Here is a 13,945-nt window from a genome sequence, read left to right on the forward strand (position 1 = left end):
GAGCAGCGCCGTTCGGCCGGCCGGCGGGGCGCGACGCCACGGATTCCCACCCTTCCGCGCGGACCGCGCGCCCGCGAGGTGGAACCGCGACCGGCCATGGTCGAACGGCGACAGGCACCGCTGCTCCCCGCTGCCTCCGACGCAACGGGCGCCCCCTCACCGACGGGCGGGCGGCACGCCTCACTCCCGCCGGGACCCGGCCGTCCGGTGCGACCCGGCCGTCTCCCCCGCGACGTGCCGGGAGTCGCGGAACGCCCCTGGTGTGGTGCCGACCTGCCGGGTGAAGAACTTGCCGAAGTTCGTCGGTTCGGGGAAACCGAGACGGCGGGCGATGGTCGCCACCGGCTCGTCGGTGTGGGCGAGCAGCCGCCGCGCCTCCAGGGCGACACGGCCGTCGATGACGTGTTTCACGGGCTGCCCGGTGGCGGCCGTGCAGGCGCGGGTGAGGGTCTTGACGGTGTAGCCGAGGCGATGGGCGTAGTCGGCGGCTCGGCGGGTGCCGGCGTAGGAGCGCTCCAGCTCGGCGCGGAAGCGGGCGTAGACCTCGCCGCCGGCGCCCGGGGCGGCGCCGTCGTCGGAGTGGGGCAGCCGGTCGATCCGCAACAGCACGGTGGCCAGCAGGAGTTGGAGGATCTCCGGCGACACGGTCCCCTCCGGCCGGTCGTACTCGGCACGCAGCTGCCCCAGGAGGGTGGACAGGGCGGTGTACTCGGGCCCGGCGCCCAGTTGCCTGCAGACGGTGCCGTACCAGTCGTTCATCAGCCGGCCGGCGCCGCCGGGGCGGGGAGGGAAGGACGGGGTGAAGAGCAGGTGGGTGCCGTCGGTGGTGCCGGGATCGGTGAAGCGCTGCACCTGGCCGGGGCGGATCCACAACAGGGTGCCCGGACGGCAGGGATGGGTCACGAAGTCGACCGTGTGCTCCCCGCTGCCCCGGGTGATCAGAGTCAGGGTGTGGAAGCCCACCCGGTGGACGGCGTCGGGCCGGCCGCCGGGGCGCCGGCGTCGTCGGTGCAGGGTCGCCAGGTCGATGATCTCGAAGCCGGGGACCCGTTCCCGCGGCGGGTCGAAGTCGAGCCGGGGGATCGCGCCGCCGTGTGCGGGGTCTCCCGGGAGGCCGCCCGCCGGGGCGCGCGAGGAGGCGCCGCCGGGAAGGTCCACAGGGGTCACCGAGATCTCCAGATGTCCTCGTTCCACCATGCCGGGTCTTCAGCGTATCTCGCCCGCCTGCGGTTTTCCGAGGAGCCTTGAGGTCATCGAGGCGACGCACGGCCGCCTCCACCACAAGGAGCACTCGTATGAACGGCACGGTCACGGTCCTCGACAAGGGCGCGGTCCGCATCCACAGCTACATGTCTCCGGCGGACACCTTCCACACCACCACCCAGCTGATCGAGACCGCGGCACGGATCGTCGCGGTCGACGCCCAGCTGCTGCCGGCCTACGCGGACGAGGTGGCCGCCTACGCCCGGGGGCTCGGCAAGCCGCTGGACCGGCTGATCGTCACACACGCCCACCCGGACCACTACAACGGCGCCGCCCGCTTCGGCGTCCCCGTGCACGCCCTCGCCGAGGTCCGCGAGCAGATCCTCGCGCGCGGGGACAGCGTGCTGCCCACCGGCCCGGTCATCCCGGTCACCGACTTCACCCCGGACGTGGTCCTCGTCCCGGGCACCGAGGTCATCGACGGTGTCCCGTTCGTCTTCGAGGCCGTCTCCGGCGGCGAGGCCGCCGACGAACTCCTCGTGAGGCTGCCCGAGCAGGGCGTCCTGGTGGCCCAGGACCTCGTGTACCACGACGTCCACCTCTACCTGGGCAACAACGACATCGACGGCTGGCAGCGGGCCGTCGACGCGCTCGCCGCCGAGCCGGGGTACGACACGATCCTCGCCGGCCACGGCCTGCCCGCCGGTCCGGAGATCTACGACGGGGTACGCCGCTACCTCACGGACGCGCGGGAGCTGCTCGGCGACGACGGCGAGGCCTACAAGAAGGCCATCGTGGACCGCTACCCCGCGCACGTCGGCCCGTTCCTCATCGACATCGCCAACCGCTCCCTGTTCGGCGCCGAACACTGAACACCCGCCCCCGCCCGCCCGTTCGTCCCCTTCCCCCCTCCCTCACCTCACCGCCGGCCCGCGTCCGCACGGGCCGGCGGACGAAGCCCTGGAACGGACATGCCCGGAACATCCCGGACCGGCGCCGCCCCCGAAGGCGCGGCCCACCCACCAGCGCGGGACGACCGCCCCCGCGGACTGCCGCTCGTCCTGGTCCTGGGCCTGCTGACCGCGCTGGGCCCACTCACCGTCGACCTGTATCTGCCGGCCCTCCCCCAGGTCGGCGCGGATCTGGGCGCCTCACGGGCCGTCACCCAGCTCACCCTGACGGCCTTCATGCTCGGCATCGCCCTCGGGCAGCTGGTCGTGGGCCCGCTCAGCGACACCCTCGGCCGGCGCCGGCCCCTGCTGACCGGCCTGACGGTCTACGTGGCAGCGAGCGCCGCGTGCGCGCTCGCCCCGGATGCGGGCGTCCTCGTCGGCCTGCGGCTGGTGCAGGGGCTGGCGGGCGCCGCGGGCATCGTCATCGCCCGCGCCGTCGTCCGCGACCTGTACGACGGTCTCGGCGCCGCCCGGCTGCTGTCCTCCCTGATGCTGGTCTCCGGCACGGCACCGATCCTGGCCCCCGTACTCGGCGCCCAGTTGCTGCGGCTGACCTCCTGGCGCGGGGTGTTCGCCACCCTCACGTTGCTGGGCCTGGCCGTACTCGCCGCCACCGCCCTGTCGTCGGCCGAGACCCTGCCGGTCGCGCGGCGGCGCCCCGGCGGCCTGACCGACACCCTGCGCACCATGCGCGCGCTGCTCGGGGACGGGCCCTTCACCGGGTACCTGCTCACCGGCGCCCTCGGCTTCGCCGCGCTGTTCGCCTACATCGCGGGCTCGTCGTTCGCCCTGCAACAGGTCTACGGGGCCTCTCCGCAGACCTACAGCCTGCTCTTCGCCCTCAACTCGCTCGGCATGGCCGTCACCGGACAGCTCACCGGCAGACTGCTGCTGGGCCGCCTCCCCTCGCACCGCGTCCTCGCAGTGGGCCTGACCGTCCTGGGCGGCTCGGGTGCCGCGCTGGTCCTCCTGGTCGCCGTCGCGCACGCGGACCTGCCGTGGATCGCCGCCGCGCTCTTCCTCACCGCCTGCCCGGTCGGCATGATCCTGCCCACCACCACGGCCCTGTGCCTGCACCGCGCCCCGCACGCCGCGGGCAGCGCCTCCGCGCTGCTCGGCGCCACCCAGTTCCTCATGGGCTCCCTCGCCCCCGTACCGACCGGCCTCGGCGGACGGTCCACGGCGCTCCCCATGGCCGCGTCGGTCCTCGGCCTCGCCCTGGCGGCGGCCATCGCCTTCCTCACCCTCTGCCGCCCCTGGCACCCCGCCCCGGACCCGCTGGCGAGCTGACCGCCCCGAGGGCGGGCACGACCCGGCCGGGCCTAACGGGACTCGTCCAGATACTCCCGCGCCGCCTCGCCCGCACGTGTGAACCAGTCGACCAGCAGCGCCAGTTCGTCCGCCGAGTACCGGCCGAACAGCTCGGCGAGCCGGGTGTAGAACGGGCCGTAGACGGCCACCACGCGCTCGGCGGCGTCCGGGACGGCGACCACCCGGACCCGGCGCCCGTCGGCCGGGTCCGGCTGCCGGGTCACGAAACCCCCGCGCTCCAGGCGGTTGAGGACGCCCGTCACCGCGCCCGTGGTGACATGAGCCCGTTCGGCGAGATCACCGGCGCCGACCGGTTCGTCCCCGGCACCCAGGACGTACGCGAAACAGACGAGGTCCGTGACGCTCAGCCCGAGCCTCCGGGCGAACTCCTGCTGCCCGACGATCATCGTCGCGATCAGGCCGTCCATCGCACCGATCGCGTCCGGAACGGTGGGGCGGCGTTCGGCCTCCATTGATATCGCCTCCGGGGCACGCTAGATTCCTTACTTACTAAGACATCATAGTCCGACGCCATGGGCGTGGCCGCGGCATGCCGTGGTGCGCCACGGCGAGCGAGGGGAGCAGACACGTGAGCCTTCACGACGACGGCCACACCGTCGCCGGCTGGACCGGCACCGCCATCGGCACCGTCGGATCGACGGCACTGGGTCTGGGCGTCTGCGGCTGGGCCCCGGGGTTCGTCCTGGGCGCCGTCATCTGCGTGCTGGCGATCCTGGTCACCTGGGGTCTCCACCTCGGCGGCTGGGGCAAGCCGCCGGGCCCCCGCCCCCGTGACCAGTGGAGCCCCCGGGTCCGCGACCTCTCCGCCCGCGGCGGCCACGCCGACTGCCTCGGCTGCCGCCTGGCCGGCCGCCGCCGCGCCCCGGCACCCCTCCCGACCGCCTCCCTCGAAGCTCCCGCCACCGCCCCCGCCACCGCGCCCACGGCGGTCCCGGCGGGCGACGCGGCACCCTGAGCGACGCCGACGATCACAGTAAACGCTTACCCTCTCCCCGGGCTCAAGTTCCCGGCCCGCAGCCCGCGACCAGCCCTCCATGCAGTAACGTCGAACCGTGACGGTCAATGAAAACGGTCCCCGGAGCAGCGCCGAAGCCAGTGGGGCCAAGCGTCGGCGGAGCAGCGCCACGGGCGGCGAGCGGCCCAGCACGATCCGGGATGTCGCCGCGCGGGCCGGGGTGTCCGTAGCAACCGTTTCCCGCACCCTGGCCGGCAACTACCCGGTGTCCACGGAGACCAGGGCCAGGGTGATGGCGGCGGTCGAGTCACTGCACTATGTGGTGAACGTGCACGCCAAGGCGCTCTCCGGCCGGGTCGCGGGCCCGGTCGCGCTGGTCATCAAGGACATCACCGGCCCCTCCCTCGCCCATGTCGCGGCGGGGGTGGAGCAGGAGGCCGCCGACCGGGGCCGGCTGAGCCTGGTGTGCGCCACGCACGACGACTCGGCCCGCGAGGACGACCTGGTCCAGCTGATGCGCGAGCAGCACGCCGCCGCCGTCCTCCTCGTGGGCGGGGCCCGGCAGGACGAGGCGTACCGGCGGCGGATGGCCGAGTACGCGACGGCGCTGGACGCGGCGGGCTCCCGGCTGGTGCTGGTGGGCCGCCCGCCGCTGCCCGGCGATCTGCCGGTGACGGTGGTGCAGTACGACAACCGGGGCGGCGCCTTCCAGGCCGCCGACCATCTGCTGACCGCAGGGCACCGGCGGATCCTGTTCCTGGGCGGCGACCCCGGGCTCAGCACCTCCGACCAGCGCCGGGACGGCTTCCTGCACGCGCTGCGCGCCCACGGGGCCGCGCCCGCCGAGGAGTTGGAGCTGCCCGGGCCGTACACCCGTGTCTCGGGGTATCAGCGCACACGGGAGGCGCTGGCCGCCGGTCTGGACTTCACGGCGGTGTTCGCGGGCACCGACATGGTCGCCACGGGGGCGCTCGCCGCGCTGCGCGAGGCCGGTCTCGACGTCCCCGGTGATGTGTCCCTCGTCGGTTTCGACGACGTGCCCTTCGCCGCCGACCTCTCCCCCGCGCTCACCACGGTCCGGGTGCCGTACGAGGATCTGGGGCGTACGGCGGTCCGGCTGGCCCTGGAACGCGAGGAGCGTCTCGGGGGCGACGACCATGTGGTGCTGAGCACCCAGCTGGTGATCCGCCAGTCGGTACGCACCCTTTCGTGAGCGCGGCCACCGGCCGGTGAGGGCGGGGGAAAGCGGGGGACGGCGCGCTCGCGCGTCAACCCCCGCCTCCGCACGAGATCTTGACGAGGTGTCAATCCGACGTCAGGGCTGCCGTAGTCCCCGCGACACCATCAGGTCAACCGTCCCGGACTATTGACTCGGATCACCTCAGTGGCGATTCTCGTCACATCGCTTGTGCCAGCCATGACAATCGGACTATGGCGTCGTGGGTGTTCAACGCGTCCCGGAACGGTCTGGCCGATCGACCGTGCATCCCCCGACCGAGGACGTGAGTGATGACCAGGACTCCACGCGCCCACCGCAGACGCAGACCCCTCATGGTGCTGGCGCTGTTCCTCACCACGATGGGCATGCTGCTCAGCCCGTCGTCCAGTTCGGCCGCGACCGGTGAGTGGTGGCTGCCCACCTCCCGGCCGTCGCCCGACTCCCAGATCAATGTGACGGGCGAGCCGTTCAAGGGGACCACCTCGGCGGGCGACGTGCGCGGCTTCGTCGACGCGCACAACCACCTGTTCTCCAACGAGGCGTTCGGCGGCCGGCTCATCTGCGGCAAGGTGTTCTCGAAGTCCGGTATCGCGGACGCGCTGAAGGACTGTCCCGAGCACTACCCGGACGGCTCCCTCGCGCTCTTCGACTACATCACCCACGGCGGCGACGGCAAGCACGACCCGGTCGGCTACCCGACGTTCAAGGACTGGCCGGCGTACGACTCGATGACGCACCAGGCCAACTACTACGCCTGGATCGAGCGCGCCTGGCGCGGCGGCCAGCGGGTGCTCGTCAACGACCTGGTCACCAACGGGATGATCTGCTCGATCTACCCGTTCAAGGACCGCAGTTGTGACGAGATGACCTCGATCCGGCTGCAGGCGAAGCTGACGTACGACCTGCAGGACTACATCGACGCGCAGTACGGCGGCACGGGCAAGGGCTGGTTCCGGATCGTCACGGACAGCGCGCAGGCGCGTGAGGTGATCGCCGCGGGCAAACTCGCCGTCGTCCTGGGCGTGGAGACCTCCGAGCCGTTCGGCTGCAAGCAGATCCTCGACATCCCGCAGTGCAGCAAGCAGGACATCGACAAGGGCCTCGACGAGCTGTACGACCTGGGTGTGCGCAGCATGTTCCTGTGCCACAAGTTCGACAACGCGCTGTGCGGCGTCCGGTTCGACGAGCACGGTCTCGGTACGGCGATCAACGTCGGCCAGTTCCTGTCGACCGGCACCTTCTGGCAGACCGAGAAGTGCAAGGGCCCGCAGAAGGACAACCCGATCGGCGGCGCGGCGACGGAGGCCGAGGAGGACCTGCCGGCCGGGGCCGAGGTGCCGGAGTACGACGAGAACGCCCAGTGCAACGTACGGGGGCTGACCGATCTCGGTGAGTACGCCGTGCAGGGCATGATGCAGCGCAAGATGATGCTCGAGATCGACCACATGAGCGTCAAGGCCACCGGCCAGGTCCTGGACATGTTCGAGGCCGCGTCCTACCCGGGCGTGCTGTCCTCGCACAGCTGGATGGACCTGAACTGGACCGAGCGGGTCTACTCCCTCGGCGGTTTCGTCGCCCAGTACATGCACGGCTCCGAGGAGTTCGTCAAGGAGGCCGAGCGCACCGACGCGCTGCGGACCAAGTACGACGTGGGCTACGGCTACGGCACCGACTTCAACGGCATCGGCGACCACCCCGCCCCGCGCGGCGCGAACACCTCCAACCCGGTGAAGTACCCCTTCAAGAGCGTCGACGGCGGCTCGACCATCGACAGGCAGACCACCGGTCAGCGCACCTTCGACTACAACACCGACGGCGCGGCCCATGTCGGCATGATCCCCGACTGGATCGAGGACATCCGGCAGGTCGGCGGCCAGGGCGCCGTGGACGACCTCTTCAAGGGCGCCGAGTCCTACCTCGGCACCTGGGGCTCCTCCGAGGCCCACCAGGCGGGCGTGAACCTCGCCAAGGGGAAGACGGCGACGGCCAGTTCGTCCGAGTCGAACCCGGTCACCAGCTACCAGCCCGGCCGGGCCGTGGACGGTGACGGCGGCTCCCGCTGGGCGAGCGACTGGAGCGACTCCCAGTGGTGGAAGGTGGACCTCGGCACCTCGCGCACGGTCAAGAAGGTCACCCTCGACTGGGAGCGGGCGTACGGCAAGGCGTACCGGATCGACGTCTCCACCGACGGCTCGACGTGGAAGACCGTGTGGTCCACGACCTCGGGCGACGGTGGTCTGGACACGGCCGCCTTCACCGCCGTGACGGCGAGATATGTTCGAATGCTGGGGACCGACCGCGGCACGGACTGGGGTTACTCCCTCTACGAGGTCGGCGTGTACAGCGGCTGACCGCACCACCACGGGGGAAGAGAGATCCACATGGCACGCATGCCGTCGGCCGAGCGGCGCAGACAGCTCACCGAGGCCGCGATCCGCGCGATGACCCGGGACGGCGTCCCCAGGACGACGACCCGGTCCATCGCGGCCGAGGCAGGCGTGTCCCTGAGCGTCTTCCACTACTGCTTCGAGTCGAAGCAGGAGCTCCTCGAATCCGTGATCACCACCATCACCGGGCACTACGTGGCCTTGGTGCGGGAGGCGATCCGGCCCCAGGAGACGCTCAGGGAGACCGTCCGGGCCGGTTTCCAGGCGTACTGGGACCATGTGTCCGTCCACCCGGGCGAACACATGCTGACCTACGAACTGACCCAGTACGCCCTGCGCGAGCCCGGCTTCGAGCATCTGGCCCGGCGCCAGTACGAGATGTACTGCGCCACCTACACCGACCTCATCGAGCAGCTACGGCACTCGATGGGTTTCGAACTGGCCGTCCCCGTCCCGGTCCTGGCCCGCTACCTCGCCGCCATGACCGACGGCCTCACCCTCAACTTCCTGGTCCTCGGCGACGACGCGACCTGGACGGACATCCTCGACACGATCACCGACCATGTGGCGGGGCTGGTGCGCGAGGAGGTCCGTCCGTAGGGTCCCGGCGTCGGCCTCAGCGGGCCGACGCCGCGATCAGCCGGTCCAGGAGGGCGATCAGGACGTCGCGGGACGAGGTGCGTTCCCGGGCGTCGAAGAGGACCACGGGGGTGTTCTCGGGGAGGGCCAGGGAGTCACGGATGTCGTCGGGCTCGTAGGGGTGCTCGCCGTGGAAGCCGTTGACTCCGATGACGAACGGGATCTTGCGGCGTTCGAAGAAGTCGATGGCGGCGAAACTGGACTCGGGGCGGCGGACGTCGACGAGGACGACGGCGCCGAGGGCGCCGATCGCGAGGTCGTTCCACATGAACCAGAACCTCTGCTGTCCGGGCGTGCCGAACAGATAGAGGACGAGGTCCCGGCCGATGCTGATCCGGCCGAAGTCGAGGGCCACCGTCGTGGCGCTCTTCTCGGGAATGCCGTCGAGGTCGTCGACGCCGAGTCCGGCGGTGGTGAGGGGTTCCTCGGTGCGCAGCGGGACGATCTCGCTGACCGACCCGACCATGGTTGTCTTCCCGACGCCGAAACCGCCGGCGATGAGGATCTTCACCGTGTCGGGAGCCGAAATCCCCTGGGGGGTGGGGTCAGAGCCGGCCAAGGCCGTCCCTCACTTTCTTCAGCAGGTCCAGATCGGGGTTGCGGGAGATCAGGCGTGGCTGGCGCACGCTGATCCGGCCCGCTTCCAGCAGGTCGCAGAGCATGATGGCGACCACGCTGACCGGGAGGTCGAGGCCGGTGGCCAGCTCCGCCACCACGATCGGCTTGGCGCACAGCCTCAGGATCCGCGCGTGCTCCGGCTGCGGCCGGGTGCCCCCGGCCGGCTGCGGATCCACGGCGGTGACCATGGTGATGAGGGTGAAGTCGCCACGGGCGGGCCGGGTGCGGCCGCCCGTCAGGGTGAACGGGCGAACCAGCCGGCCCGCCGCGTCGCCTCCGTTCACCTCACTCGCCGCTGTCGGCCGCGACGACACCGGCGCGTGGGGCCGCGCTGAGGTGCTCGCCGATCTTCTTCACCAGCATGTTCATCTGGTACGCGACGACGCCGACGTCCGCGCCCTGCCGGGTCAGCACCGCGAGGTTGGCGCCGGGTCCGGCGTTGGTGAGGATCAGGAAGGCGTTGCCCATCTCGATGAGCAGCTGGCGGACGGGGCCGCCGCGGAAGTCCATGCTGACGCCCTTGCTGAGGCTCATCAGGCCCGAGGCGGTGGCGGCGAGCCGCTCGGCGTCGTCGCGCAGGAACGCGGTGGATTTGCTGACGACCAGTCCGTCCTCGGAGAGCACGACGGCGTGGTCGACCTCGGCGACCCGGTCCACCAGTCCGGTGAGCAGCTGGTCGAGCTGGCTGTGCGTGGCGGGGATGGGGCGTGTCATCTGTGTGTCCTTCAATGAGCGGTCTGCGTGGGGAGTCGGGGGGACGTCAGGTGCCGGAGGCGGGGATCCGGTCTCCTGGGTCCTGGGACGCGGATTCCTCCCCTGATGCGTACTCGGGTTCCGCGTCGTCGTCACGCGCCTGGAGGGTTCCGCGCTGGAATCCGGCGAGCGAGGAGGCGGCGCGTTCGGCCGTGAAGTCGTCGGTGTCGCCGTCCGGGCAGGGTCCCGACTCCTCCTTCAGTTCGGCGGCCAGACTGGTCTGCGGGATTCTGCGGGGCAGCGGCATCAGGCCGCCCTTCTTCGCGGCTCTGGGCTTCTTCGCGGCGGCCGGCCGGGTCCCGTTCATGTCCCCGGCGGAGTCGGCGGTCCGCGCGTGCGCGGCGGGCCGCTCCTGCGGCGTACGGTCCGGTTCCGGCTCCGGTCGGACGGGGCCGGTCTCCGGCTCCGCCGCGGCGGCGGCGACCCGGGCGGCCACGAGCGAGGTGCGTGACGGCAGCTCGGCCGCGTCGGTGACGTCCTCCTCGGGGTCGGGCGCCTCACGGACCACGATCTCGTCCGGGATCAGCACGATCGCGGTGGTGCCGCCGTACGGCGAGGCCCGCAGGGTGACGGTGATGCCGTGCCGGGTGGCGAGGCGGGCGATGACGAACATGCCGAGCCGGAGGTCGTCGGCGAGGGCGACCACGTCGAACTGCGGCGGCACCGCCAGCTGGGAGTTGAACGCGGCGTAGTCCTCCTCGGACATGCCGAGCCCGCGGTCCTCCACTTCGAGGGCGAGTCCCTTGGCGACGGTCGCGGCGCGGACGCTGACCGGGCTGGGCGCGGGCGAGTAGGTGGTGGCGTTGTCGATCAGCTCGGCGAGGAGGTGGATGACGTCGGCGACGGCGGGCGGGGCGATCCACACGTCGTCGTCGGCGTGCACCTCGACCCGCTGGTACTCGGCGACCTCGCCGACGGAGCTGCGCAGGATGTCGATCAGCGCGACGGGCTCGGTCCAGCTGCGGCCGGGGCGCTCGCCGCTGATGATGACCAGGTTCTCCTCGTAGCGGCGCAGCTGGCTCGCGGTGGAGTCCAGTTCGTACAGGCCCTTGAGGATCTCCGGGTCCTGGTGCTGGCGTTCCAGCTTGTCGAGCTTGGTGAGCTGGAGGTTGACGAGGTTCTGGCTCTGCCGGGCGATGCCGAGGATGACGCGCTGGAAGCCGCGCCGGGTGTCGGCGAGTTCGACGGCGGTGTGTACGGCGGTGCGCTGGGCGGCGTTGAACGCCTTGGCGACCTGGCCGAGTTCGTCGGTGCCGTAGTCCAGCGGGGCGGCGGCCTCGTCCACGTCGATCTTCTCGCCCCGGTCGAGGCGGGCGACGACGTCCGGCAGCCGGTGCTCGGCGAGGCTGAGGGTGGCCGTGCGCAGCCCGGTGAGCCGGCGGGACAGCGAGCGGGTGATGCGCCAGGACATCACGACGCACAGCAGCAGGGCGGCGAGCCCGCCGGCGCTCAGCGAGCCGGCCGTGATCAGCAGCCCGCGCGCCTCCTCGCCACTGCGGTCCAGCAGCGCCTCGGTCTGCTCCCGGATCAGCTGCTCGTACTGGACCGACAGCTTGGTCATCGACGCGTCCCAGCGGTCCTGGGCGTTCGGCAGTTCGACCTTGCGGGACTCGCCGGTGCCGGTGGTGCGGGCCGCGAGGACCTGGTCCTCCACGGCCTGGAGCCCCTGCCAGTCGCGGCCCTGGACGATCCGCTCGACCTGGATCTTCACCTCGCCGTCCAGGGAGGGGACGAGCTGGTTGTCGACGAGCCAGCGGCGGGCGCTGACCACCTGGGCGAAGCGTTCCCGGGTCGGCTCGTCGAGCCTGCCCGAGGGCCAGTTGAGGGTGAGGAGCGCGTCCTCCTGGGAGACCAGCTCGGCGGCCTGTGCGAGGGTGACGAGCGGGCCCGCCTGTGAGGTGAGGTCGCCGTCGTCGACCTGGGAGAGCGCCTGGAAGGCGTGGATCTGGCCGTCGATGATCGAGCTGTAGTGGTCGAGGATCTGCTCGGGCGTGATGTCGGTGGGGCTGTCCACCTGGTCGCGGTAGTACTCCAGGCTGTTGGATCCGCCCATGACCGAGTACAGCTGGTCGCCGATGCGGTCGGGGGCGTCCTCGATCTCGCTCGCGCGGCGGTCCAGCTTGGCGACCGCCCTGTCGGTCTCCCGGCGCTGGGCGTCCAGGGCGTCCATGGAGCTGCCGGGGGTCGCCATGTAGGCGGCGGACAGGGCGCGTTCACGCTGGAGCGCGAGGGTCGCGTCGGTTCCCATCGCGCCGGTGGACTTGCTCAGTCCGGTCTGTGTCCGCAGCCGCAGTCCCTCCGAGAACATCTGGGTCGTCGTCACACCCCAGCTCACGGCCAGCGTGACGCTGGGGATCAGTGCCAGGAGGATCAGCGAGAGACGTATGGAGCCGAGACGGCGCCGGGCGCCGGTCCGTGGGGGCATCGTCGTCCTTGGGCGGTTGGCGGGAGCGGAAGGGATCGGGGGCGGGGTGACAGGGGTCGGCAAAGGGTGGGCGGACACCTGTCAGTAAGGCGCACAGGGGATGCGCAGGATGTTATCCGCACAAGTGAACGCACGTCGCAGGGGTGGTCGGAAGTTTGGTGTCGCCGTTACACGACCGTTCCGGATACTTGGGTTCTGTGGTGCGGTCATGTCCGAACGGAGGGTTCCGTTTTCCTGTGCGGTTCATGTCAACGGGTGCCGTTCGCCGCGAACTCGGCGATTCCCTCGATGTTCTTCCTGGTGACGAACGCCGGGCCGGTGAGGACCGGCTCGACGCCGCCCCCGCTGGTGTTGCCGTTCGTCCGGTGGAGCCACAGCCCGTCGACCGCGAGATAGCCCTGGAGGTAGGGCTGCTGGTCCACGGCGAACTGGATGTCACCGCTCTTCACGGCCTCGACCAGGTCCTTGTTGAGGTCGAAGGTGGCGACCCGCGCCTTGCTGCGCGCGTCGTCCACCGAGTCCACGGCGGCGAGCGCGAACTGCGCCCCGAGGGTGACGACCTCGTCGACGGTCGGATCCTGGCGGAGCTTCGCGGCGATCGCGTCGGTCACGGCGTCCATGTCGGTGCCGTCGACGTAGAGGTTCTCGGTCCGTCCGGCGAAGGCCTTCCGTACACCGGCGCAGCGCGCCTCGATCGCGACGTTTCCGCGCTCGTGGATGACGCACAGGGCGTGTGCGGCGGAGCGGGCGTCGAGTTCGTCGCCGAGCGCGCGGCCCGCGACGCTCTCGTCCTGGCCGAAGAAGGCCAGCAGCCCCTGTGCCTTCCAGGCGTCGATGCCGGAGTTGAGTCCCACCACGGGTATGCCGGCGGCGCGGGCCTCGGCGACCGCGCCCCGCATCGCCTGCGGCTTGGCCAGGGTCACCGCGATGCCGTCGACCTTGTCGGCGACCGCGTCCCGCACCAGCTCGGCCTGGGCCTCGGCGTCGGGGTCGCTGACGAAGGTCAGCTCGATGCCGTCCTTTGCCGCCGCGACCTCCGCGCCCTTGCGGACCAGGTCCCAGAAGGCGTCCCCCTCGGCGCCGTGCGCGATCAGCGCGACCTTCATGCCACCGCCGGGAACCCCTGAGGTGCCCGTGTCCGAATCGCTGTCCGAGCCGCCGAACGCCGAGCAACCGGTGACCGTCAGACAGACGGCGGCGGCGAGCGCCGCGGCACGGACCGCCGTGCGGATCCCATGGGGTGCGGGGGGTGGGTTCATGGGGGTGCGGCACCTCGCTGTGCGACCGGGGTGGGAGCTCTGGAGAGAGCGAAGGGACCGTCAGCACCGCGTTGACGTGCGGCGACTGGCTGACTTTCGCTGGGCGGAGCCAATCGCGTGTGACGCCCGGTAGTCAAGTGAACAACGGAATCGATGTAGTGCTGTGACGACCCGGCAGTGACCAGCACACGTGTCAACTGCC

13 protein-coding genes are annotated in these 13,945 nt (G+C 71.3%); 6 read left to right on the plus strand and 7 right to left on the minus strand.

Annotation, left to right across the window (positions count from 1 at the left end):
- Positions 1-180: 180 nt before the first annotated feature.
- Complete coding sequence (locus tag J8M51_RS10355) at positions 181-1,197, minus strand: AraC family transcriptional regulator (RefSeq protein WP_086763323.1); 1,017 nt, start codon at positions 1,195-1,197, stop codon at positions 181-183.
- Positions 1,198-1,295: 98 nt separating this feature from the next.
- Here J8M51_RS10355 and J8M51_RS10360 point away from each other — a divergent pair, with 98 nt between their 5' ends.
- Together J8M51_RS10360 and J8M51_RS10365 are read left to right on the plus strand one after the other, a co-directional pair.
- On the plus strand, positions 1,296-2,075 hold the full coding sequence (locus tag J8M51_RS10360; RefSeq protein ID WP_086763321.1) for an MBL fold metallo-hydrolase: 780 nt from the start codon (positions 1,296-1,298) through the stop codon (positions 2,073-2,075).
- A 99-nt stretch (positions 2,076-2,174) separates the two neighbouring features.
- Complete coding sequence (locus J8M51_RS10365; protein WP_267299128.1) at positions 2,175-3,446, plus strand: multidrug effflux MFS transporter; 1,272 nt, start codon at positions 2,175-2,177, stop codon at positions 3,444-3,446.
- A gap of 32 nt (positions 3,447-3,478) precedes the next feature.
- On the opposite strand, the gene J8M51_RS10370 is transcribed toward J8M51_RS10365, so the two are convergent.
- Positions 3,479-3,940: a MarR family winged helix-turn-helix transcriptional regulator gene (locus tag J8M51_RS10370; RefSeq protein ID WP_086754931.1), complete on the minus strand. Its 462-nt coding sequence runs from the start codon at positions 3,938-3,940 to the stop codon at positions 3,479-3,481.
- A 116-nt stretch (positions 3,941-4,056) separates the two neighbouring features.
- Between J8M51_RS10370 and J8M51_RS10375 the strand changes: the two genes are divergently transcribed.
- From J8M51_RS10375 to J8M51_RS10390, 4 genes are all read left to right on the plus strand, one after another.
- Positions 4,057-4,443 carry an HGxxPAAW family protein gene (locus J8M51_RS10375; protein WP_267299129.1) on the plus strand — a complete coding sequence of 129 codons (387 nt, stop codon included), beginning with the start codon at positions 4,057-4,059 and terminating at the stop codon, positions 4,441-4,443.
- A 97-nt stretch (positions 4,444-4,540) separates the two neighbouring features.
- Positions 4,541-5,656 (plus strand): LacI family DNA-binding transcriptional regulator, encoded by a 1,116-nt coding sequence (locus J8M51_RS10380; protein ID WP_086754739.1) that lies wholly within the window; start codon positions 4,541-4,543, stop codon positions 5,654-5,656.
- Between the two features lie 296 nt (positions 5,657-5,952).
- Positions 5,953-8,013, plus strand: coding sequence for a galactose-binding domain-containing protein (locus J8M51_RS10385; protein ID WP_179202998.1), 2,061 nt, complete (start codon positions 5,953-5,955; stop codon positions 8,011-8,013).
- 30 nt (positions 8,014-8,043) lie between these two features.
- Positions 8,044-8,649, plus strand: coding sequence for a TetR/AcrR family transcriptional regulator (locus tag J8M51_RS10390; protein WP_086754737.1), 606 nt, complete (start codon positions 8,044-8,046; stop codon positions 8,647-8,649).
- A 16-nt stretch (positions 8,650-8,665) separates the two neighbouring features.
- Here J8M51_RS10390 and J8M51_RS10395 read toward each other — a convergent pair whose 3' ends face one another.
- The 5 genes from J8M51_RS10395 to J8M51_RS10415 form a co-directional block, all read right to left on the minus strand.
- A complete protein-coding gene (locus J8M51_RS10395) occupies positions 8,666-9,247 on the minus strand; it encodes a GTP-binding protein (RefSeq protein WP_086754736.1) in 582 nt (193 codons plus the stop codon).
- Complete coding sequence (locus J8M51_RS10400; RefSeq protein WP_086754735.1) at positions 9,234-9,590, minus strand: DUF742 domain-containing protein; 357 nt, start codon at positions 9,588-9,590, stop codon at positions 9,234-9,236. Before J8M51_RS10400 ends, J8M51_RS10395 begins: the two co-directional genes overlap by 14 nt.
- Position 9,591: 1 nt before the next feature.
- Positions 9,592-10,020, minus strand: coding sequence for a roadblock/LC7 domain-containing protein (locus J8M51_RS10405; RefSeq protein ID WP_020114533.1), 429 nt, complete (start codon positions 10,018-10,020; stop codon positions 9,592-9,594).
- A gap of 46 nt (positions 10,021-10,066) precedes the next feature.
- Positions 10,067-12,484: a sensor histidine kinase gene (locus tag J8M51_RS10410; RefSeq protein WP_086754734.1), complete on the minus strand. Its 2,418-nt coding sequence runs from the start codon at positions 12,482-12,484 to the stop codon at positions 10,067-10,069.
- 248 nt (positions 12,485-12,732) lie between these two features.
- Complete coding sequence (locus tag J8M51_RS10415; protein ID WP_086754733.1) at positions 12,733-13,743, minus strand: substrate-binding domain-containing protein; 1,011 nt, start codon at positions 13,741-13,743, stop codon at positions 12,733-12,735.
- Positions 13,744-13,945 lie beyond the last annotated feature (202 nt).

It is taken from the genome of Streptomyces griseiscabiei, from assembly GCF_020010925.1.
Taxonomy (GTDB): domain Bacteria; phylum Actinomycetota; class Actinomycetes; order Streptomycetales; family Streptomycetaceae; genus Streptomyces; species Streptomyces griseiscabiei.